The sequence below is a fragment of the Bradyrhizobium sp. AZCC 1577 genome (assembly GCF_036924575.1).
GTDB lineage: Bacteria > Pseudomonadota > Alphaproteobacteria > Rhizobiales > Xanthobacteraceae > Bradyrhizobium.
Map to the genome: position 1 here is coordinate 2,088,959 of NZ_JAZHRQ010000001.1, position 21,787 is coordinate 2,110,745.

Sequence of the window (21,787 nt, forward strand, 5' to 3'; positions counted from 1 at the left end):
GGTCATTCTCATGCACCACGTGGTGCCAAACTAGGGACTTCCTACAACCGCCTCGTTCATAATTATTGCGCCGCAATCCTTGTTGGCTGCGTGCAATGGGGCGGAAGCAATGCCTGAATTCGACTGGCGATCGCCGGATTCGTTTAAGAGCCTAGAGAACGCTGAGATCGCTCACATCGCCTGGGAAGGCCTTCGTATGAACGTGGACTACCAACGCGATTACGAAACCATGATTGCGAATAGCCCCGATGGCGAAGTGACCGAGGAATTCAGGAGGAGGTGGGGCATCTGCTTTCGCCCACGATCCGCAAAGGTCCTCCAAAGAACAGGCGATCTTTTGGACACCTGAAGTTCTAGCATCCGTTGTTCCGGTGGCAACCGCCCCGGCTGTTTCTCACAAGTCAGCGTCTCAGCCGCTGCTCGACTTTACAGGCGGACAGGTGTGCCGCGCCGCCGACGGTTGGCATGCGGTGCTGCGCATCGGCTCAGTGGACCATCGCATCTGGTCGAAACAGCCGCTGACCGCAGGCGCCCACTATGCGGCCGAGTTGCCGCTTGACGGCGATCTCGAAGCGCGCGCGCATGCTGCCACGCGGCTGTGGCGCGCGATGAATGGGCGCGCGCCAGGACCTGCCTTCCGTCGTTTGTCCAAACAGCGGCGCGAAAGATTATGCGCAGCCCTTCGCGCGGTGGCTGCGTATTTCGCCGGCGCGACCTATCGCAGCATCGCAGAGGCTCTTTTCGGGGAAAAGCGCATACCGGTTCGCGCCTGGAAAACGCATGATTTGCGCGGCCGAACCATCCGTCTCGTACAAAGCGGCCTCGCGTTCGTGCGCGGAGGCTATCGCAAACTTCTGCGGCCCGAGCGCAGGGACGAGTAGCGCCGTCCCAGGGGGTGCCGAAAACCGGCCCCCCAATATTCGGCATCCCCCTCCGAGAACTTGCTTCTCCATGATGACCGCACACACGCCGACGCCGCCATCCGCGGTGCGCTGTCATCCTGGAGTTCTCAAATGCCCGATCCGATGGCCGGTCTACCCCCGCGCTTCCTGCGTACACCGGAAGCCGCGCGCTATCTTGGCCTTTCCGGTCGCACGCTGGAGAAGCACCGCACATACGGTACCGGCCCGACGTATCGGAAGATTGGCGGACGTGTCGTCTACGCACTGGATGACCTAAAAGCATGGGCCGACCTCGGCGCCAAGACGTCGACGTCCGACCCCGGGAAGGGGACCGTACTGCCGGCCAAGAAGCAGCCGGTCCTGCGCCCGTATGCGGGCCAGGAACGTCGCTGATCGCCGCATGAGAGCAGTGACCATGCGACGCAAACACCACTCCGAGCGCGACCAGCTTGAGCTCTTTCGGGCGCTACCCGGCGATCTTGCGCCCCGCGACGCGCAGGATCTGATGGCATATCCGTTCTTCTCGCTCGCAAAAACAAAACGGATTGTGCCGATCGATTTCCGTGCCGGTGCGATCGCAATTCGGGTCGAAGCGGTGCCGGAACATGGTATGGCTACCATTTGGGATGCGGACGTACTGATCTGGGCTGCTTCCCAGATCGTAGAAGCTCGTGACGCCGGCTTGAAGACGTCGCGCCTGATGGCTGCAACGCCTTACGAGATTCTGACGTTCGTCGGCCGCGGCACCAGCGCACGCGACTACGACCGGCTGAAGGCCGGTCTCGACAGACTTCAGTCAACGACCGTGCTGACGTCTATCCGTCAGCCGATAGAACGGCGACGGCATCGCTTCTCGTGGATCAACGAGTGGAAGGAGACTGCCGATGCAAATGGTCGCCCATTTGGACTCGAATTGATCCTGCCTGATTGGTTCTATGCCGGCGTTATCGACGACGCGCTCGTGCTGACTATTGATCGCGCTTATTTCGATCTGACGGGCGGACTTGAGCGATGGCTTTACCGGCTCGTGCGCAAGCACGGCGGCCGGCAGGACGGCGGATGGAGTTTCGATCTTGTGCACCTCCATGCAAAGTCGGGCATCCTCTCGCCGCTCAAGCACTTCGCTTACGACATCCGGCAGATCGTCCAGCGCCAGACATTGCCCGGCTATCAGCTCGTGCTCACGCGCGATCCGAACGGCACCGAGCGGCTGAACTTCGCGCCTACGCCTGTTGATCCCTTAGCGGCACGCCTCCGCGGGCGCGGTCTCATTCCAAATTCGGAGGACAACCTGTGAATCAGCTCGTGCTATCGGGGACCGAAACCCTCGTGCTATCAGGGACCCAATCCTCGTGCTATCGGGGACCGAAATCGAGCTTAAGTGCTTGTTTCCCTGCGCATTCCAGCCGCTCTAACTTTACTAACCAGAAATCCTTCGGATTTCTTCTAACGGACCAGGCCGAAAGCCGCGATGGAGGCGACCGGCAGCCGCCGGCCGCCAGTCCTGTTTGGCTTTGCAAGCCGCACACGCTCTTCGCCGAACCCCAGGCTCACGGCTGCCAACTCCAGCGTCAGGGAGCCGCGGCATGAGCGATCTCACGGAAGTGGAAGTTCTGTGGCTCGAGAAGCGTATCGAAAATCGCATTCGGTTCGGTCGTGTTGTCGAGGAACGGAAGATTGATCGTCACCGGCGTGTCCTGTCATTTGCACCCGGCAGCATCTTTGCCTTCGTCCGTTGGACCTCGAATGACTTTGGCACGATCATTTCGCGGATCGACATCTTGCGCGCAGTCGCACCGGGACAGCGCTGCTCGACCGTGCCGTATGTGAAGCCCGGCGGAGAGATTTTGCTACGGCTCTCGGGCTGGCCGAAGGTCGAACGAGTGCTACAGATGACCGATGCCGTTGAGGCGCTCGGCATCGATCCCGCCGACGTCGCTCCTGATCATTGGCATCACGTTCATAACCGTCTGTCCGTCAATGAAAACCCGCGCTCCTACACGAAGGCGCGCCACCAGGCCTGGCTCCATCGTCAAAGGGTGATGCGGTGACAGGACGCCTGAAGATGCTCATCCCGACGTTTGGGACTGCTGCTGCGCTCGTCGCGACAATCGTCCTGGAGCCACTTCCGCTTTACATTTGGAATGCATCGGCAAGCGTGCCAATCGGTCTCTACAGCTTACGACCGGCGAAGCGCCTCCATGTCACCGAGCTGGTCGCCGTTCAGCCGCCGGAGCCGCTTTCGACCTTTCTCGATCTGAACGGCTATCTGCCGGTCGGCGTCCCCATGCTCAAGCGGGTCTTGGCACTACCCGGGCAGACGGTCTGCAGAAGCGGGCTCACGATTTCGGTGGACGACATTGCAATGGGCGAGGCGCGGGATCGCGACGCTCGCGGGCGGCCGCTGCCGAAATGGCAGGGCTGCCGCGTCGTGGGCGATGGCGAGCTCTTTCTCATGAACTGGCAGTCGAACGATTCGCTGGACGGCCGATACTTCGGATTCCTGCCGGCGTCCGCCATTATTGGCCGTGCGCTGCCCGTGTGGACATGGGAGGAGTGATCATGCGTCCTCTGTGCCCGCGCCTTGCCATTCCTTTGTTCGATCGATTGCGAGACCATTCCTCCGTCCCGACCGCTCTTTGCAAGGCCGGCGCGCGCAGCGGCGGTCAAGGGCGGCCGTATGGCCGGCGCGAAGCAGCTTCACCCTGGACGGGCGCGAGCACGACGGCACGCTTGGCTCGGTCGGGCGTGCGTGTTTGGGCTGTCGTGTCGCTGCTGCTTATTTTCGCTGCGTCGGACAGTGCTGCTCTAGCCGAGAGCGGATCAGCTTTGGTTCGAGCGGTTGCTCAAGCAAGCTGTCCGTTTGCAGATTTCGTCGACGAAGCCTCAAAGCGCTTTGCAATTCCGGTGAGCTGGATCGGTTCAGTCATCAACATCGAAAGCGCTGGAGAGGTGCAGGCCAGGTCGCCCAAGGGCGCAATGGGACTGATGCAGATCATGCCGGCGACCTGGGCGGAACTGCGCCAACGCTATGACCTAGGGAACGATCCGTACAATCCGCGCGACAACATTCTGGCCGGCACGGCATATCTCCGTGAACTGCTCGATCGCTATGGCTCGCCTGGCGTGTTTGTCGCGTACAACGCGGGGCCAGCTCGCTACGAAGAGCATCTTGCGGGCGGCCCTTTGCCGGATGAGACGCGTGCATATGTAGCAAAGCTTGCAAATCTGCTTGGCATCGAATTGCCTCCGACGTGGACAGCCGACCGGCAATTTTCGGCAGCTGCAATGCTGTTCGTCACTCGATCCGATCTGATGAAAACGCGCGATCGGTCGCCGGCGCTCACGCCTTCGAGCGACGCCACGACCACAATCTCGTTGCGCGATGTTTCGCCCATGGTCCCGCGGCCTATTGGCGTGTTCGTCCCTCGATCGAATTCGGGAGCATCGCAATGACCAGGTCTGCAGATTCGCAAGCCATGGCGTGCTTCAGCGAGCAATCGGCGGAAGGGCGAGAGCAGTTGCCAAACTCGACAGCAGGACGGCGAGATAAAAGGGGCTCGCCGGTCGAACCGCAAGCCATTGACATGGCTTGGGTTCCGGCGTGCTGGTCGGTCGGGGCGCGTGCCGCGCCTTGCAGTTTGACGAATGCAATCAAAGGCGTTTTCGGCACTGTGTACGCTTTTGATCGTTGGGAGGCCCTCCTGTGAGCGTGGGCGACAGCGACCTGCGTATTCGACCTGGGCGCATCCGCAGTACCCGCGCGCCGAAGCCCAAGAGCTTCATCAACCAGGTGCTACGCGCGGGGAAGAAAGCAGGACACACCTCGGGTCAGACCGTGGCCGGCAGGCGTTCCGCGGCCTATTGGCGCTCGACGTTTGGCCGTGGCCGGCTGTCCTTTAGCCGCGCCAGATTGTTCAGCCCGACGCGGCGCGTTGTGGTGAAGGCGCGCGTGGTTCGGCACAAAGGGCGAGCCTTCCGCTCAGCACCACTGAGCGCTCATCTCTCATATCTGAAGCGCGATGGCGTGACCCGGGGTGGCGAGCGGGCCGAGATGTTCGATGCGGGTAGCGACCGCGCCGATAGCGCGGCTTTCGCAGAACGGTGCAAGGACGACCGGCATCATTTCAGGTTCATCGTCTCACCAGAGGATGCCGGCGAGATGACCGACCTGAGAGCCTTCACCCGCGATCTCGCCAAGCAGATGGTGACCGACCTCGGCACGCGGCTCGACTGGGTGGCTGTCGATCATTGGAATACCGACAACCCTCACGTCCATCTTCTGGTTCGGGGAGTAGATGAGGAAGGGGCGGATCTCGTGATCTCGCGCGACTACATCAGCCAGGGCCTGCGCTCACGCGCCGAGGAACTGGTCGCCATCGAACTGGGTCCAAAACCGGAGCACGAAATCCGCAATTCGCTGGAACGGGAAGTCACGGCGGAACGATGGACGCGGCTCGATCGCGAGATCCGGCTGGCGGCCGATGAGACCGGCTATATCGATCTTCGCCCGGAGAATCCCGGCAAGTCCGATCCTGAGATCAGGCGCCTGATGGTCGGTCGCCTTCAACACCTGGAGAAGCTGGGCCTTGCCGCATCCGTCGCATCAGGGGAATGGATGGTCGGGCTCGAGGCCGAGCGTAGCTTGCGCGACCTCGGCATGCGCGGCGACATCATCAAGACCATGCACCGCGCCTTTACCGAGCGTGGGGAAGCGCGCGGCGTTGCCGACTTCGTCATCGAAGGTGGACAGCCGACGTACCAGATTGTCGGACGATTGGTCGCCCGCGGATTGCATGACGAACTGACTGGCGAGGCCTACGCCATGATCGACGGAACAGACGGACGCGCTCACCACGTGCGTTTCCGTGGGATCGAGGCCTTCGACCACGCACCGCCGATCGGCGGAATTGTCGAAGTCCGACGCTTCGGTCAAACCGGCGATCCGCGCCCCACCCTGGTGATGACGACCCGTTCCGATCTCGATCTCGGTGGCCTGGTCACGGCAAGAGGGGCAACCTGGCTCGACCATAGGCTGGTTGAACGCGATCCCATGCCGCTCGCCATGGGCGGATTCGGTCGCGAGACCCGCGACGCCATGGAAGCCCGTACCGAGCATCTGATCCAGGAGGGCCTGGCGCGGCGGCAGGGCCAACGCATCATCTTGCAGCGCGACCTCCTGAACACATTGCGCCGGCGTGAACTGGACGAGGTGGGGGCAAAAGTCAGTGCCGACACCGGCCTGCCTCACATGAGGGCTGCCTCTGGTGAGCATGTGGCCGGCGCCTACCGCCAGCGCCTGACGCTCACCTCAGGACGCTTCGCCATGGTCGATAATGGGCTTGGCTTCCAGCTCGTGCCCTGGTCGCGTGAGCTCGAACAGAGGCTCGGCCAACACGTCACCGGGGCCGTGAAGGACGGCGGTGGCATCGAATGGGGCTTTGGTCGGAAGCGCGACCTCGGCCTCTAGCAATCTCGCCAATTCAGTTGCGGAAGGGCGTTTGGGATGTCCGGAACCAAAATCCTCTGGGGACAGGTGATCGTTGTCGGCCTGATCGCTTTGCTGGCCATCTGGGGCGCAACCGAATGGACGGCCTGGCGACTTGCCTACCAGCCCGAGCTTGGGCGGCCCTGGTTCGAACTGTCGGGCTTCAAGGTTTACTACCCGCCCGTCTTCTTCTGGTGGTGGTTTGTCTACGACGCCTATGCGCCTCAAATCTTTGTCGAGGGGGCCTTCATCGCGGCGTCGGGGACCTTCGTTTCGATTGCGGCGGCGATCGGCATGTCAGTCTGGCGGGCACGCGAAGCCAAGAACGTCGAGACCTATGGCTCGGCGCGTTGGGCCGATTCGCAGGAGGTCAAAGCGGCCGGACTTCTCGGTCCGGATGGCGTGGTGCTGGGCAAGCTCGACCACGACTACCTTCGCCATGACGGACCAGAGCACGTCTTGTGTTTTGCACCCACCCGGTCGGGCAAAGGTGTCGGACTCGTCGTTCCCTCGTTGCTGGCCTGGTCCGGCTCGGCCATCGTTCACGACATCAAAGGCGAGAACTGGCAACTGACCGCGGGCTTTCGCTCGCGGCATGGCCGCGCCCTGTTGTTCGACCCCACCAACCCAAAATCCTCCGCCTACAATCCGCTGCTCGAAGTCCGGCGCGGGGAATGGGAGGTTCGCGACGTCCAGAACGTGGCCGACGTCCTGGTCGACCCCGAAGGCTCGCTCGACAAGCGAAACCATTGGGAGAAGACCAGTCATTCGCTCCTGGTCGGCGCCATTCTCCACGTCCTCTATGCCGAGGCCGACAAGACCCTGGCCGGTGTCGCCGCCTTCCTGTCCGACCCGAGGCGGCCGATCGAGGCGACGCTGAAGGCGATGATGACCACGCCGCACCTCGGCGAGCAGGGCGCCCATCCCGTGGTCGCCTCGACCGCGCGCGAACTCCTCAACAAATCGGAGAATGAGCGCTCTGGCGTCCTGTCCACCGCCATGTCGTTCCTCGGGCTTTACCGCGATCCCGTCGTGGCCGGGGTGACCCGCCGTTGCGACTGGCGGATCGCCGACCTGATCACCGATGCTAGCCCCACGACGCTGTACCTGGTGGTGCCCCCCTCGGATATCTCACGAACCAAACCGTTGATCCGCTTGGTGCTGAATCAGATTGGTCGGCGCCTGACCGAGGATTTGCACGCCCGCGACCGCCGGCATCGTGTCCTGATGATGCTCGATGAGTTCCCAGCACTTGGGCGGCTTGATTTCTTCGAGTCCGCGCTCGCATTCATGGCGGGCTACGGCATCAAGAGCTTTTTGATCGCGCAATCGCTCAATCAGATCGAGAAGGCCTACGGGCCGAACAATGCCATTCTCGACAATTGCCATGTTCGCGTCAGCTTCGCGACCAACGACGAGCGGACCGCCAAGCGGGTATCCGATGCGCTGGGCACGGCGACCGAAATGCGGGCGATGAAGAACTATGCCGGACACAGGTTGAATCCCTGGCTGGGGCACCTCATGGTCTCGCGGCAGGAGACGGCGAGGCCGCTCTTGACCCCTGGTGAGGTCATGCAGCTTCCGCCGCGAGACGAAATCGTCATGGTAGCGGGCACACCGCCGATCCGGGCGAAGAAGGTTCGCTACTACGAGGATCGGAGGTTTACCGAGCGGGTCTTGCCGCCGCCCGATCCCGCGGCCTCCGGCCGGTCTTCGCGAACGGACGGATGGTCGACGCTTGGAACGCTTAAGCCGGCGACACTTCCATCCGACAGGGTGGAGCAAACAGGGGAAGACACCGCAAACAGCGGCCTTCGTCGTGAACCCGAACTCCCCGATCACGTCGCTATTGCCAAGGAGACAACCGAGCCATCGCCGGCGGAAGAATTTGCCGCCGTTCTCGACGAGGACGACGACGCGGTCCGTCAGTCTCGACTTCTTCGTCAGAAGATGCGTGGCGTCGCTCGTCAGGTCGCTATGGACCCGAATGACGGCATGGAGTTGTGAGACAACATGCGCGACCGGATGAACGTATATTTCCCGCCAGAGCTTTTAAAGCAGATCACAGACCTTGCCGATCGCAGGAAGCTTTCCCGGTCCGCGATCGTGGAAGCGGCAGTCGCTTCATTTCTGTCACCGGACGCAACGGATAGGCGGGAGGCGGCGTTTACTCGTCGCCTCGACCGGCTATCTCGCCAGATGCAGAGGCTGGAACGCGACGTCGGCTTAACGGCCGAGACCCTGGCCCTCTTCATCCGCTTCTGGCTGACGATCACGCCCCCGTTGCCCAACGACGCGCAGTCGGCCGCACAACTGAAGGGTCGGGAGCGCTTTGAAGGATTTGTCGAAGCGCTCGGGCGTCGACTGCAAAAGGGGCAAAGCTTCCTACGGGAAATTCCGGACGATATCATGCATAGGAAGCTAGACGAGCCCGGTAGCTGAAACGCCGTTCTTAAATCGAACTTCCGGTTCGAACTGAGAAACGTGCGCCCTGCCTATCCATCTCGCCGTTTCTTTCTTTACCTACGACAATCTACGAACCCCGTGTTCACGCGGTTGCAGCTGCGGTCAGTCCATCGTTTTTGCTGACCGGGTTCACGTCTGATCCTTCTCGACTCAACTTCATGTCGCGGGTTGAGAACAATGTGCGGATCGTTGGCGTGTCCGTGGACGGGGGGCATACAATGCAGATTGGGAATGAGGTCGATAGCCACATCGACTCTATCGTGAATCAAACCAGCCCGGATGGGCAGCAGGCGCCCCGAGAGGTCCCACGAACCAGAAAGGTGACCGTTCAACTCTCCGAAAACATGTTTGAGCGCCTTGAATCTGCTACCGATCGTCCTGGCGTTGGCAAGAGCATGGTTGTCGAGACGGCTCTTGAGCGCTTCCTCGATCCGGCTCCGCCCATTGAGGGTCTTATCCACGAGCACTTTGATCGGATCAGCAGTCAGCTGGATCGTCTTCAAAGCGAGCTACGAATTGTCGCGGAGACGGTCGCACTCCACGCCCGATATCATCTGACTATCACTCCGCCCATGCCGCAAGCCCAGCAGGGCGAGGCATGTGCGCTTGGTCGCGACCGGTTCAATGAGCTTGCCAAACAGGTTGAGAAGCGCGTTCGCTCTGACCGGTCCTTGATGCAGGAGACGATTGATCGTCTAAGCGAGACTCCTTCCGAGTTGGAGTCGGATGATGCTTTGCCGCTAGCGTCTCAGGGGCGGTCAGCTAATACAGTTCCACGACCAGATTCAGCGGCCGATCAAGACCAACCGATTGCTGCCGTCCAGGAGGACGGCAGCAATCCAAACTTTCGGCACCTTCCAAACGCGTTTTGCTAATGCAGCCCACGGCTTGCGGCTCATCGCATGTGTCTTTCTTCCGTTCTCCTTGGGATACTACCTTGCGTATCTGTTTCGGACGATCAATGGCCTGATCTCTGGTCACCTCAGAGCAGATGCTGGTCTTGGCACTGCTGACCTTGGGCTGCTTACTTCGGTCTATTTTCTTGTCTTCGCTGCTGCACAGATTCCGATCGGCATACTCCTGGACCGCTATGGTCCGCGTCGTGTCCAGAGCGTACTGCTCTTGGTCGCAGCAGCAGGGGCCGGACTGTTCGCGACGTCGACGGATTTCATGTCGTTGTTGGTCGGGCGTGCCATGATTGGGCTTGGTGTCGCAGCGTCGCTGACAGCCGGACTTAAGGCGATCGTGCTCTGGTTTCCGAGAGAGCGCGTGACTCTGCTGAATGGCTACATGATCATGCTGGGTTCGCTCGGAGCGGTGACCGCGACAGCTCCAGCTGAACAGTTGCTTGCGTGGATCAGCTGGCAACAGCTGTTTGTCCTATTAGCTGCGGCGACCGGCGCTACAGCCGTACTTATCTATTTCCTGGTGCCCGATCGGGCCATCTCATTATCAACGCCACCGAGCCATGGCACTTTAAAGGACGTGTTTCTAGATCGGCGTTTCTGGAGAATTGCTCCCTTGTCAGCGACTTGCGTCGGTTCGGCTTGGTCGCTGCAGGGGTTGTGGGCATCGCCATGGCTGACGGACGTAGAGGGGCTTGATCGTGCGGCTCTCGTCGGACAGCTTTTCCTAATGTCGATCGTACTTAGCGGAGGCGCATGGCTATTCGGTACGACCCTACATCGGATCCGACGAAAAGGGGTGGGGACGGAGGTGGTGTTGGTCGCGGCCGCGGTGCTGTTCATCGCAGCTGAGTTAGCCCTGATCCTGCGCGCGCCTTTGCCGTCTGTTTTGCCCTGGTCGGCGGTGGCAATTTTCGGCGCAGCAACGGTGGTCAGCTTCGCGGTCATAGCTGAATACTTCCCGCCAGAGCTTGTCGGTCGTGCCAACGGAGCCTTGAACGTTCTACACTTCGGTTGGGCATTTCTGGCGCAATACGCGACGGGCCTCATCATAGGGCAATGGTCCACTCAGGATGGTCACGCGTCCGTCCTGGCCTATCAAGTCGCGTTCGGTTTTAACGCGATAGTGCAGATCACGGCGTTCGTTTGGTTCGCGCTCCCTTGGCTCCGAACCTTCATCTGGAGGATACGGTCATCTGCCTCCAAGTCTGTTTGCGCTTCCGATGCGCTCGAACCGGTCAATATGCACGAGGAAGCGATCCGACCGATGTCCACGGAAGACAATGCGGAGTGGTAAGAGATAACCCGCAACCAGCGGCTCCGATTTGGCCGGCACCAACGATCAGTTCTCAGTCTTTCTTTTTACACGCCGGCCTACGATCACCGAAAGCGCTTGTTGCGCTAAGCCGAGTGGTGGCTTTTCTAATCATCCCCATCTGAGGACGCTCTCTAGACGTCCTCATTCGGTGGGGGCGGCGGTGGCAATCCATTCTTTTCAATCCGAGGCCAATTCGCGCGGCGCGCGAATGCTGCGTAGCGCTCTTGGCGCGGCGATCGCGGCCTACCTCGAAGACGAATCCATCGTCGAGGTGATGCTCAACCCTGATGGGCGGATCTGGATCGACCGCCTGTCGAGCGGTCTTACCGATACCGGCGAAACCTTGTCCCCGGTCGACGGCGAGCGCATCGTGCGCTTGGTTGCACACCACGTTGGCGCGGAAGTACACGCTGGCTCACCGCGCGTCTCCGCGGAATTACCCGGGACCGGTGAACGTTTCGAAGGCCTCCTGCCTCCCGTCGTCGCCGCTCCTGCCTTCGCCATCCGCAAACCCGCAGTCGCCATCTTTACGCTCGACGACTACGTTGCCGCAGGCGTGATGACCTCGGAGCAGGCCCAAATCCTGAAGAGCGCGGTCGCCGCTCGCAAGAATATACTCGTCGCCGGTGGAACATCGACCGGCAAAACGACCTTGACCAACGCGCTCCTAGCCGAGGTGGCAAAGACTTCCGATCGTGTCGTGTTGATCGAAGACACTCGCGAACTTCAGTGCAAGGTGCCCAATCTTGTCGCGCTTCGAACCAAGGACGGCGTAGCGACACTGTCGGACCTCGTCCGCTCCTCGCTCCGACTGCGACCTGACCGCATCCCGATTGGCGAGGTCCGCGGTGCCGAGGCGCTCGACTTGCTCAAGGCCTGGGGCACCGGCCATCCCGGCGGCATCGGTACCATCCATGCGGGCACCGCGCTCGGCGCGCTACGGCGGCTCGAGCAGCTCATTCAGGAAGCTGTCATCACGGTCCCGCGCGCCTTAATCGCCGAGACTGTCAACCTCGTTGCTGTGCTTGCGGGCCGCGGCTCCGATCGGCGCCTTGCAGAACTCGCCCTTGTCACGGGACTTGAGGCTGCCGGCGACTACAGCCTTTCCCCAGCAGGAGACTGACATGCGTCCGCAATTGCGTTTTCGTCGAGAAGCTGCCTCGATGGCCTCTTTCGGCTTAGTTCTCTTGATGACGGCACCCGCATGGGCGGCCGGCTCGAACATGCCGTGGGAGCAGCCGCTCAATCAGATCCTCCAGTCGGTTGAAGGTCCGGTCGCCAAGATCGTGGCGGTCATCATCATCGTCGTGACCGGGCTCACGCTCGCGTTCGGTGATTCGTCGGGTGGTTTCCGCAGACTGATTCAAATCGTGTTCGGCCTGTCGATCGCGTTTGCTGCCTCGAGCTTCTTCCTGTCGTTCTTCTCCTTCGGCGGCGGCGTGGTGATCTGATGGAAGAACCGATCGCAGGTTTTTTCGCGCCCGTCCACCGCGCGCTCACGGAGCCGATCCTGATGGGTGGCGCGCCGCGGTCGGTTGCGATTGTCAACGGCACATTGGCGGCGGCCCTTGGACTCGGACTGCGGCTCTGGATCGCAGGTCTTGTTCTCTGGTTCATCGGTCACATGGCCGCCGTTTGGGCCGCGAAGCGCGATCCTGCCTTCGTTGATGTGGTGCGCCGACACCTCCGCATACCCTCTCATCTCAACGTCTGAGGTCTCGTTCATGCTGAACCTTGCCGAATACCGCCGGTCTAACGCCCGTCTTGCGGACTTCCTGCCTTGGGCAGCGCTCGTCGACGAGGGAATCATCCTGAACAAGGACGGCTCGTTCCAGCGAGCGGCGAAATTCCGGGGACCTGACCTCGATAGCGCAGTGCCGGCTGAACTTGTCGCCGTCTCCGCTCGTCTGAACAACGCCTTACGTCGCCTCGGATCCGGCTGGGCAGTATTTGTCGAGGCGCAGCGTCATTCTGCGGGAATCTACCCACTGAACACGTTTCCCGATGCGGTGTCTGCGTTGGTTGACGCCGAGCGCAGGGCTCAGTTCGAGGAGGAGGGCGCCCACTACGAGTCCAGCTATTTTCTGACGTTCCTCTATCTCCCGCCGGAGGAGGGGGCCGCCAAGGCCGAGCGATTGCTTTATGAGGGCCGAGATCGCGCGATTGGAGCTGATGCTCGCGAGGTGTTACGTGGGTTTGCCGATCAAACCAATCGCGTGCTGCAGCTTGTTGAAGGGTTCATGCCCGAATGCGCCTGGCTTGATGACCAGGACACGCTGACCTACCTGCACTCGACAATTTCGACTAGACGTCATCGCGTTCGAGTGCCTGAAATTCCGATGTACCTCGATGCGCTGCTGGCCGACCAGCCGTTGACCGGCGGGCTTGAGCCGATGCTGGGTTCAGCTCACTTGCGGGTACTCTCAATTGTGGGCTTTCCGAGCACGACGACGCCGGGAATCCTGGACGACCTGAATCGCCTGGCATTCCCGTATCGTTGGTCGACCCGCGCGATTATGCTCGACAAGACCGATGCTACGAAGCTGCTGACCAAAATCCGTCGCCAATGGTTCGCCAAGAGAAAATCCATTGGCGCCATTCTCAAGGAGGTCATAACCAACGAGGCGTCGACGTTGCTCGATACCGACGCCCACAACAAGGCGATCGAAGCCGACGCGGCGCTGCAGGAACTTGGCTCGGATCAGATCGGGCAAGCCTTTGTCACGGCGACCATCACTGTCTGGGACGGTGATCCCGGTGCCGCCGATGAAAAGCTGCGGCTGGTCGAGAAAGTAATCCAGGGGCGCGACTTTACCTGCATGATCGAGACGGTGAACGCCGTCGAAGCCTGGCTCGGTAGTCTGCCGGGACATGTATATGCCAATGTGCGGCAGCCGCCGGTCTCGACCCTCAACCTCGCCCACATGATTCCAATGTCGGCCGTGTGGGCCGGAGAGGCGAGGGATCTGCACTTCAAAAGTCCGCCACTCCTGTTCGGCAAGACGGAGGGATCGACTCCTTTCCGATTCTCGCTTCATGTCGGCGACGTCGGCCATACCCTCGTGGTCGGCCCGACGGGTGCCGGCAAGTCGGTGCTCTTGGCCCTGATGGCGCTTCAGTTCCGCCGATATCCGAACTCCCAGATCTTTGCGTTCGATTTCGGGGGGTCGATCAGGGCTGCCGCCACCGCCATGGGTGGCGACTGGCATGATCTCGGTGGCGCATTATCAGACGACGCGTCTGCGCCTGTATCCCTGCAGCCGCTTGTCGGAATCGATGACTTGTCGGAGCGCGCTTGGGCATCTGAGTGGATTGAGGCACTCCTGGCGCGCGAAAAAATTGCGATCACGCCCGAAGCCAAGGATCACTTGTGGTCGGCCCTGACCTCTCTGGCCTCCGCGCCGACGGAGGAGCGGACGCTTACAGGCCTCTCTGTCCTTCTTCAATCGAACGCACTGAAGCGCGCCCTGCAGCCATATTGCCTAGGCGGGCCATACGGCCGACTGCTTGATGCGGAATCAGAGCGCCTTGGTGAAGCATCGGTCCAAGCTTTCGAGACTGAAGGCTTGCTCAGCTCCGGAGCCGCGCCCGCAGTCCTGTCCTACCTTTTTCATCGCATCGGCGATCGTCTGGATGGCAGGCCGACCCTTCTCATCGTTGATGAGGGCTGGTTTGTGTTGGATGACAGCGATTTTGCCGGTCAGCTACGAGAATGGCTCAAAACGCTTCGGAAGAAGAATGCGTCCGTCATCTTCGCCACCCAATCGCTTTCGGACATCGACGGCTCTGCGATCGCGCCGGCGATCATTGAAAGTTGTCCAACACGCTTGTTGCTACCGAACGAGCGTGCGATCGAGCCGCAGATATCAGCCATCTACCAGCGCTTCGGCCTCAACGACCGACAGATCGAACTTCTGAGCCGGGCGACGCCGAAACGAGATTACTACTGCCAATCTCGCCGCGGCAACCGGATGTTCGAGCTCGGGCTTGGTGAGGTTGCACTCGCCTTTACAGCAGCTTCCTCAAAAACCGACCAGGCAGCCATTGAGCGGCTACTTGCCGAGCACGGCCGTGACGGCTTCGTACCCGCCTGGCTCCAGCACCGTGGCGTCGCCTGGGCCACAGACCTGATCCCCAATCTTGGCAATCTGGAGAGATCACTATGAGGTGTCTTAGCTCATTGGTGGCCGCTGGAACCATCGTCCTCACGCTTGGCGTCACGGTGCCCGCACGGGCGCAGTGGATCGTCTTCGATCCCAACAATTACGTCCAGAACGTCCTTACCGCCGCGCGGGAGCTGCAGCAGATCAACAATCAGATCACCTCGTTGCAGAACGAGGCGCAGATGCTGATCAATCAGGCAAAGAACCTGGCAAACCTGCCGTATTCATCGCTACAGCAACTGCAATCATCGATCGTGCGTACTCAGCAATTGCTGGCCCAGGCTCAGCGCATCGCTTACGACGTTCAGCAGATTGATCACGCGTTCTCGACCAGCTATGCGCCGGCCACCGGCAATCAAACGAATCAGGTCTTGATCACCAACGCTCAATCGCGGTGGCAGAATTCCGTTGCCGCGCTACAGGACGCGCTCCGGGTCCAGGCCGGCGTCGTCGGCAACCTCGACAGGAACCGCGTCCAGACGTCTGCGCTCGTAACATCGAGCCAGGGTGCCAGTGGCGCCCTGCAGGCAACCCAAGCGGGCAATCAGATCCTCGCGCTTCAAGCGCAACAGCTCGCCGATCTCACGGCTGCCTTTGCGGCTCAGGGCAGGGCGCAGAGCCTTGAAGCAGCTCAGCGCGCGGCTGCGCAAGACCAGGGCCGAGAGCAGCTCCGGCGGTTTCTGACGCCGGGGCAGGGCTATCAATCCTCCAACGTGCAGATGTTCCACTAATGTCAGATGTAAGGGCCTTCAAGGCTTTGTCGCTGGCCACGACAATCGGCGTATTCGTCGTTGCGGCCTGCACGATCCAGCTTCGTGGTGGTGAAGAGGCTTCCGCGCCGCCAAAGGCAGAGCAGACCACGGACGTCGATGGTTCCGACCTTGCGCGCTGCCGCAGCGTTACTTCGGAAGAAGCGGCAAGCTATCAGCATTGCCAAAAGGTGTGGGCCGAAAACCGGCGGCGCTTCTTTGGCAAGAGGGACGGTGCCGCTTCTCACGATCCAGTCGCTGGCCTGACGCCCGCGCGAAAGGATCAGGGCCGGATACCGCAAGGGTATCCATCCGTTGCGATGCCCGGTGCGAGCAAGCCATGACCGGTACTGGGATCATCGATCAGTTTCTGGAAACGTTCACGCGCTACATCGATAACGGCTTCGGGCTCTTGGGTGGCGATGTCGGATATCTCGCAACGACCCTTGCCGCGATCGACATCACGCTCGCCGCTTTGTTCTGGAGTTGGGGAACAGACGAGGACATCATCGCGCGCCTCGTCAAGAAGACGCTCTTCGTCGGCGTCTTTGCCTACCTCATCGGCAACTGGAACAACCTGGCGCGCATCGTCTTCGAGAGCTTGGCCGGTCTCGGCTTAAAAGCGTCCGGATCAAGCCTATCCGCGTCAGATTTCCTGCGACCGGGAAAGATCGCCCAAGTCGGACTCGACGCCGGCCGGCCGTTGCTCGATTCAATTTCCAGCCTGATGGGCTACATCAGCTTCTTCGAGAATTTCGTCCAGATCGTCGTTCTCCTGTTTGCATGGGTCGTAGTGCTGCTCGCCTTCTTCATTCTGGCGATCCAGCTCTTCGTCACCCTGATTGAGTTCAAGCTGACGACGCTTGCCGGCTTCGTGCTCATCCCATTTGGTCTGTTTGGCAAGACCGCATTCGCGGCAGAGCGAGTCTTGGGCAACGTCATGTCTTCCGGAATCAAGGTCCTGGTCCTGGCCGTTATCGTCGGTATCGGCTCGACCCTGTTCTCGCAATTTACGTCAGGCTTCGGCGGCGGGCAGCCGACCATCGAAGACGCGATGACGCTGGTACTCGCAGCGCTCTCGTTGTTGGGCCTCGGCATCTTCGGTCCGGGAATCGCAAATGGCCTGGTGTCGGGCGGACCGCAACTTGGCGCCGGCGCCGCAATTGGAACGGGACTTGCTGCTGGCGGCGTTATTGCGGCAGGTGCCGGCCTTGCCGCCGGTGGTGCTGGCCTTGCCGGCGGAGCTATCGCAGGTGCCGCGCGCGGTGGGGGCGCCGTCTTGAGCGGCGCACACGTGCCCTATCGAAGCCGCGGTCTTGCCAGCGTCGCTGAATCTGGTGCTTCGGCCGCTATGAGTCCGTTACGTCGAGCGGCCGCCGCGTTCGCCAGCAACGGGCAAGCGAGTGAGCCGGCCGCGAGCACTTCCGCGGATGGGCAACCTGATTGGGTGCGGCGCATGAAACGTGCCCAGACCATCCAACATGGCGCATCTACAACTGGCCATGCCGTGCGCTCCGGTGACCACGGCGGGAGTGGCTCCTCCGTCGATCTGTCCGAAGGAGAGCGCTGACACAACAGAGCGTCGCTTTAGCCACCCGCCGCGGGTAGTGGCCACATCCGGAGGCCGCACGACTTGAAGCCGATCAATTGATGCCAAGGGCAATCACAGATGTTCAAACGACCTTCCGTTCATTACGGGCGCATGCCCAAGCCGGTCACACCGTATCAAAAAGCAGCGCAGGTTTGGGACGAACGCATTGGATCGGCGCGCGTTCAAGCCAAGAACTGGCGTCTGATGGCGTTCGGCTGCCTGATGCTGTCGGCGGGTCTTGCCGGTGGACTCGCTTTGCAATCAACCCAAGGATCAATCACGCCCTGGGTGGTGGAGGTTAATCATCTCGGCCAGGCCCAAAGGGTTGCGCCGGCCAACATGGACTATCAACCCAACGACGCGCAGATCGCCTACCACTTGGCACGTTTTATCGAAGATGTCAGAGGCCTGCCCGCGGACGGCATTGTTCTACGCCAGAATTGGCTTCGAGCCTATGATTTTACGACCGATCGTGGGGCGGCTGCGCTCAACGACTTCGCGCGTAACAACGACCCCTTTGCCAAGCTGGGCAAAGCGCAGATCTCCGTCGATGTCTCGAGCGTCATCCGCGCTTCTCCGGACAGCTTTCGGATCGCGTGGATCCAACGCAGTTACGACAACGGCTCCCTGAGTTCGACCGAGCGCTGGACCGCCATTCTTACGATCGTGATCGAGATGCCGCGCGACGCAGAGCGCCTGCGCAAGAATCCACTCGGCGTCTACGTCCGCGCCATCAACTGGTCAAAGGAGTTGGGTCAGTGACGAAAACGATGCCGCACGCTTATGCGAAGCCGCCAATTCCACGACGCCAGCTCAACGCAAGCTCGTCCGAATCCCTGACTTCGAGGCGAATGCTCCTTTCTGTCCTTCTGCTTGGCATGTCCGCTCTCGGAGGTTGCGCGACTTACATTCCGGCGCAGATCAGCCATGACAGCGAAGTCCCGCCGTTGCCCGCGCCGCCAGCACCGGTCGACGACAGGCTGCAGCCGCTTCATGTTCCGCCGCTCTGGAAACCTGTTCTGGGCGGCAAGACGGGAGGAAAGGAAGACGCCGAACCCGTAAGCCGGGTTGAGACTGCGAACAGCGCAGCGCGAGTCGAGCCGCGCAAGCGGGGATATTTCAACGCGGCTCAGATCTACGCCTACAGCCCGGGTGCGCTCTACCAGATTTACGCCGCGCCCGGCCAGATCACGGATATCGCGCTCGAAGAGGGAGAGCAATTGACGGGATCGGGACCGATTGCGGCCGGGGATACCGTGCGCTGGGTTGTGGGCGATACTGAGAGCGGGAGCGGCGATACGCGACGCGTCCATATCCTGGTGAAGCCGACCCGCGCTTCGATCGAAACCAACCTTGTCGTCAATACCGACCGGCGCACCTACCTGATCGAACTCCGCTCCCGCGACCGGCCCTACATGCCATCCGTTGCCTGGTATTACCCAGAGACGGCGCGCGAGAAATCGCGCTCTGCTTCCCTGAGACCGGTTCTTCCAGATCCGTCACAGCGTGTCCTCCGCTACGCGATCGAAGGGGACAGCCCGCCCTGGCGGCCCCTTGCCGCGTATGACGATGGCCGTAAGGTCTACGTCGAATTCCCCCAAGGGATTGTTCAAGGCGAGATGCCACCGCTCTTCGTCATCGGCCCTGACGGCAAGACCGAACTCGTAAACTACCGCGCCTACGGCAACGTACTGATCGTCGATCGGCTGTTTGCAGCCGCCGAACTCCGGCTTGGTGGTGAGCATCAGCAGAAGGTCAAGATTGTCAGGACCGACGGGAGGCCGTCGTCATGAATATTTCAGATGAAAACGCTCACGAGCAAGCAGTTTCGCCGCAGACTCAAGTGGAGCAGTCCAGGAGTTTCCGCTTAAGAGCAGAGCATCGGCGTGTGACACGGCTGTCACGAAAGTTTCTGGCCGGAGGTAGCGCCATTGCATTTCTTGTCATCGGCGGAGCCGTGCTGTGGTCTCTGCAGAACAATCGTCCCCGAAACCAGACGGTCGATGAACTCTACAGCACCGATCATCACAATGTTGCCGACGGCATTACGGCGCTGCCGAAGGACTATGCTGGCGTTCCACGTCAGACAGTCCCGCAGCTTGGTCCGCCACTCCCCGGGGACCTCGGTCGACCGATCCTGGCTGCCCAGGGGCAGCCGCCGACGATCGGCGTTGATCCGGAGCAGCAGCACCGGGACCAAGAGGCCGAGGCAGCCCGTGTTAGCCAATTATTCGCTTCGACCAATAGGCGAGAGGTGCGTCCACCTGTCGCTGCGGCTCTGAGGACCGACCGCGTCGTGCCAACAAGCCCACTGAGCACTAGCGACGATGGATTTGCGCAGAATAGTCAGGACAGGAAGCTCGCCTTCGTAAACGCATCTGTGAATCGCAGCACGGTAAGTCCTGACCGCATCACCCGTCCGGCCTCACCGTATATCGTGCAGGCTGGAACGGTCATTTCGGGAGCCCTGATCACAGGGATCAGATCGGACCTCCCAGGTCAGATTACAGCGCAGGTAACCGAGAATGTTTTTGACACGCCGACCGGCCGTTTTCTGCTTGTGCCTCAGGGAGCGCGTCTGATCGGCATGTACGATAGTCAGATCACCTTCGGGCAATCCCGCGTCCAGTTGGTTTGGACGCGGCTGATCATGCCGAATGGACGTTCTATTATTCTTGAGCGGCAACCTGGCGCTGACACCGCTGGCTATGCGGGCCTTGAAGACCAAGTGGACAAGCACTGGGGTGAGCTATTCAAGGCCGCCGCGTTATCGACGTTCTTGGCTGTCGGGACGGAACTGGGCGCAGGCTCCAACACCAATAGCAACGACAGCGCCATCATCCAAGCATTGCGACACGGCGCCTCTGACTCACTAAACCAAACCGGACAGCAGGTGGTTCGGCGCAGTCTCAACATCCAGCCTACTTTGACCGTACGGCCTGGTTTCCCAGTTCGCGTCCTTGTCAATCGTGACCTCGTCCTTGCGCCATACGGAGGATAACGGCATGCCAAAGCTTAAAATAGGAGCATTGCCTGACGACAAACCGGTGAAGGTCACGACTGAGATTCCCGCCCAAGTGCACCGCGATCTCGTTGCCTATGGGGAAGCCTTGGCACGTGAAGCTGGAAAGCAGATCGATCCCGCCAAGCTGATCGGGCCTATGTTGGCTCGATTTATGGCGACCGATCGCGGTTTCGCAAAGCTACGACGAACCGCTCATTCCTCTAGGGCCAGCGAAGAGGCAGGATAGCGTTCCGCTAGGAGATCGAGGAAACGCCTAAGTGTCGGATTTCTGTTGTCAGTACGCCAATGCACGTAGAATCCGATCCGACTTGGCCCCGCTCCATCCTGCAGCTCCCGGTAAGCCAATCCAGCGAACCTTGCTCCTACATCTGATTCCATGACGAGGCTGACTCCCATGCCGAGACTGACCAAGCTCTTAATAATGCCTCGGCTAACGTCATGGCGTTCAATTTTTGGACGCCCCTCAGCAAGCACTAGTTTCGATACCAGAAGGTCCTCAAGTTCCTGTCCTGGATCGTACTGGCTCAAGAGAACAGTTTGGTCGCGAAGATCCGTCCAGTAGATGCTCTCGCGCGCTGCCAAGCCGTGATCCTGAGGCAGCGAGATCATAAGCCGTTCGCTCCAGAGCGGCTGTGCCTCTGTATCCCTTGATAGCAAGCGGCCTGGAATCACGACCGCGTCGACTGTCCCACTGCGAAGTGCGGTCATCAGCCGAGACCGAGAGCGCTCTACCGTAGTCAGCTCGACTTGAGGAAGTCGTTTCTTGAACTCGCCTAATGTAGCTCTCAAATTGCCGGTCGACATCGATGTGCAAAAGCCTAAGACAAGATGACCGGCCTCACCGCGGCCAATCGATCTGCCAGTGTCAACCAGCGTGTCAACTTGTTCCAAAATTAGCCGGGCAATTCGCAGAACCGCGCGGCCAGCGAGAGTAGGCCTGACTCCCCCGCTTGAGCGCTCAAACAGTGAAGTCCCGACCAGATGCTCGAGCTGACCGATAGAACGGCTGAGAACAGTGTGCTTGATCGAAAGCGCTTCTGCGGCTCGTCGAAAGCTTCCGTAGTCACAAGCGACAACGGCTAACCGAAGCTGCTGCAGGTCAATAGTTCTTCCGGCTCTCCGCAAATCGTTCCTAATCCGGATTTCGGTCATGCTCGTCGCTCGGTAGCAAACGTGAGAC

Annotated in this window: 24 protein-coding genes; 23 read left to right on the top strand and 1 reads right to left on the bottom strand. The window is 60.7% G+C overall.

Annotated features, from left to right (window positions below; all coding sequences use genetic code 11):
* The first annotated feature begins 109 nt into the window (after positions 1–109).
* From V1278_RS09805 to V1278_RS09915, 23 genes are all read left to right on the top strand, one after another.
* The gene (locus V1278_RS09805; protein ID WP_334380530.1) at positions 110–349 is read left to right on the top strand and encodes a transcriptional regulator domain-containing protein; all 240 of its coding nucleotides are present in this window, start codon (positions 110–112) and stop codon (positions 347–349) included.
* A gap of 91 nt (positions 350–440) precedes the next feature.
* The gene (locus V1278_RS09810) at positions 441–881 is read left to right on the top strand and encodes a DUF2285 domain-containing protein (protein ID WP_334380532.1); all 441 of its coding nucleotides are present in this window, start codon (positions 441–443) and stop codon (positions 879–881) included.
* A gap of 132 nt (positions 882–1,013) precedes the next feature.
* The gene (locus tag V1278_RS09815) at positions 1,014–1,295 is read left to right on the top strand and encodes a helix-turn-helix transcriptional regulator (protein WP_009734055.1); all 282 of its coding nucleotides are present in this window, start codon (positions 1,014–1,016) and stop codon (positions 1,293–1,295) included.
* Between the two features lie 22 nt (positions 1,296–1,317).
* The gene (locus V1278_RS09820) at positions 1,318–2,199 is read left to right on the top strand and encodes a replication initiator protein A (RefSeq protein ID WP_334380533.1); all 882 of its coding nucleotides are present in this window, start codon (positions 1,318–1,320) and stop codon (positions 2,197–2,199) included.
* Between the two features lie 289 nt (positions 2,200–2,488).
* A complete protein-coding gene (locus V1278_RS09825; protein ID WP_334380534.1) occupies positions 2,489–2,953 on the top strand; it encodes a DUF2840 domain-containing protein in 465 nt (154 codons plus the stop codon).
* Positions 2,950–3,462 (top strand): S26 family signal peptidase, encoded by a 513-nt coding sequence (locus tag V1278_RS09830; protein WP_442894626.1) that lies wholly within the window; start codon positions 2,950–2,952, stop codon positions 3,460–3,462. Before V1278_RS09825 ends, V1278_RS09830 begins: the two co-directional genes overlap by 4 nt.
* A 2-nt stretch (positions 3,463–3,464) precedes the next feature.
* The gene (locus V1278_RS09835; protein WP_334380536.1) at positions 3,465–4,358 is read left to right on the top strand and encodes a lytic transglycosylase domain-containing protein; all 894 of its coding nucleotides are present in this window, start codon (positions 3,465–3,467) and stop codon (positions 4,356–4,358) included.
* Positions 4,359–4,608: 250 nt separating this feature from the next.
* Complete coding sequence (locus tag V1278_RS09840) at positions 4,609–6,372, top strand: relaxase/mobilization nuclease domain-containing protein (RefSeq protein WP_334380537.1); 1,764 nt, start codon at positions 4,609–4,611, stop codon at positions 6,370–6,372.
* A gap of 36 nt (positions 6,373–6,408) precedes the next feature.
* On the top strand, positions 6,409–8,397 hold the full coding sequence (locus V1278_RS09845) for a conjugal transfer protein TraG (protein WP_334380538.1): 1,989 nt from the start codon (positions 6,409–6,411) through the stop codon (positions 8,395–8,397).
* A 6-nt stretch (positions 8,398–8,403) separates the two neighbouring features.
* On the top strand, positions 8,404–8,832 hold the full coding sequence (locus tag V1278_RS09850) for a CopG family transcriptional regulator (protein WP_334380539.1): 429 nt from the start codon (positions 8,404–8,406) through the stop codon (positions 8,830–8,832).
* Positions 8,833–9,176: 344 nt separating this feature from the next.
* Positions 9,177–9,731, top strand: coding sequence for a hypothetical protein (locus V1278_RS09855; protein ID WP_334380541.1), 555 nt, complete (start codon positions 9,177–9,179; stop codon positions 9,729–9,731).
* The gene (locus V1278_RS09860) at positions 9,694–11,058 is read left to right on the top strand and encodes an MFS transporter (protein WP_442894645.1); all 1,365 of its coding nucleotides are present in this window, start codon (positions 9,694–9,696) and stop codon (positions 11,056–11,058) included. The genes V1278_RS09855 and V1278_RS09860 overlap by 38 nt, the downstream gene beginning before the upstream one ends.
* Positions 11,059–11,287: 229 nt before the next feature.
* A complete protein-coding gene (gene trbB / locus V1278_RS09865; RefSeq protein WP_334380543.1) occupies positions 11,288–12,202 on the top strand; it encodes a P-type conjugative transfer ATPase TrbB in 915 nt (304 codons plus the stop codon).
* Between the two features lies 1 nt (position 12,203).
* Positions 12,204–12,530, top strand: coding sequence for a TrbC/VirB2 family protein (locus V1278_RS09870; RefSeq protein ID WP_334380544.1), 327 nt, complete (start codon positions 12,204–12,206; stop codon positions 12,528–12,530).
* A complete protein-coding gene (locus V1278_RS09875) occupies positions 12,530–12,793 on the top strand; it encodes a VirB3 family type IV secretion system protein (protein ID WP_334380545.1) in 264 nt (87 codons plus the stop codon). Before V1278_RS09870 ends, V1278_RS09875 begins: the two co-directional genes overlap by 1 nt.
* A 10-nt stretch (positions 12,794–12,803) precedes the next feature.
* Positions 12,804–15,245 (top strand): conjugal transfer protein TrbE, encoded by a 2,442-nt coding sequence (gene trbE, locus V1278_RS09880; RefSeq protein WP_334380546.1) that lies wholly within the window; start codon positions 12,804–12,806, stop codon positions 15,243–15,245.
* Complete coding sequence (trbJ, locus tag V1278_RS09885) at positions 15,242–15,973, top strand: P-type conjugative transfer protein TrbJ (protein ID WP_334380547.1); 732 nt, start codon at positions 15,242–15,244, stop codon at positions 15,971–15,973. The genes trbE and trbJ overlap by 4 nt, the downstream gene beginning before the upstream one ends.
* Positions 15,973–16,335 (top strand): putative entry exclusion protein TrbK-alt, encoded by a 363-nt coding sequence (gene trbK-alt / locus V1278_RS09890; protein ID WP_334380548.1) that lies wholly within the window; start codon positions 15,973–15,975, stop codon positions 16,333–16,335. The genes trbJ and trbK-alt overlap by 1 nt, the downstream gene beginning before the upstream one ends.
* A complete protein-coding gene (gene trbL / locus V1278_RS09895) occupies positions 16,332–17,561 on the top strand; it encodes a P-type conjugative transfer protein TrbL (RefSeq protein WP_334380549.1) in 1,230 nt (409 codons plus the stop codon). The genes trbK-alt and trbL overlap by 4 nt, the downstream gene beginning before the upstream one ends.
* Before the next feature lie 99 nt (positions 17,562–17,660).
* Positions 17,661–18,344: a conjugal transfer protein TrbF gene (gene trbF / locus V1278_RS09900; RefSeq protein ID WP_334380550.1), complete on the top strand. Its 684-nt coding sequence runs from the start codon at positions 17,661–17,663 to the stop codon at positions 18,342–18,344.
* A gap of 89 nt (positions 18,345–18,433) precedes the next feature.
* The gene (gene trbG / locus V1278_RS09905; protein WP_442894627.1) at positions 18,434–19,375 is read left to right on the top strand and encodes a P-type conjugative transfer protein TrbG; all 942 of its coding nucleotides are present in this window, start codon (positions 18,434–18,436) and stop codon (positions 19,373–19,375) included.
* Entirely contained in the window at positions 19,372–20,583 is a 1,212-nt protein-coding gene (locus tag V1278_RS09910) for a TrbI/VirB10 family protein (RefSeq protein ID WP_334380552.1), read from the top strand. The genes trbG and V1278_RS09910 overlap by 4 nt, the downstream gene beginning before the upstream one ends.
* 4 nt (positions 20,584–20,587) lie before the next feature.
* Positions 20,588–20,833 carry a DUF2274 domain-containing protein gene (locus tag V1278_RS09915; RefSeq protein WP_334380553.1) on the top strand — a complete coding sequence of 82 codons (246 nt, stop codon included), beginning with the start codon at positions 20,588–20,590 and terminating at the stop codon, positions 20,831–20,833.
* Here the strand turns inward: V1278_RS09915 and V1278_RS09920 are convergent.
* Positions 20,800–21,759 (bottom strand): LysR family transcriptional regulator, encoded by a 960-nt coding sequence (locus V1278_RS09920; RefSeq protein ID WP_334380554.1) that lies wholly within the window; start codon positions 21,757–21,759, stop codon positions 20,800–20,802. The two genes, V1278_RS09915 and V1278_RS09920, sit on opposite strands and share 34 nt — an antisense overlap.
* Positions 21,760–21,787 lie beyond the last annotated feature (28 nt).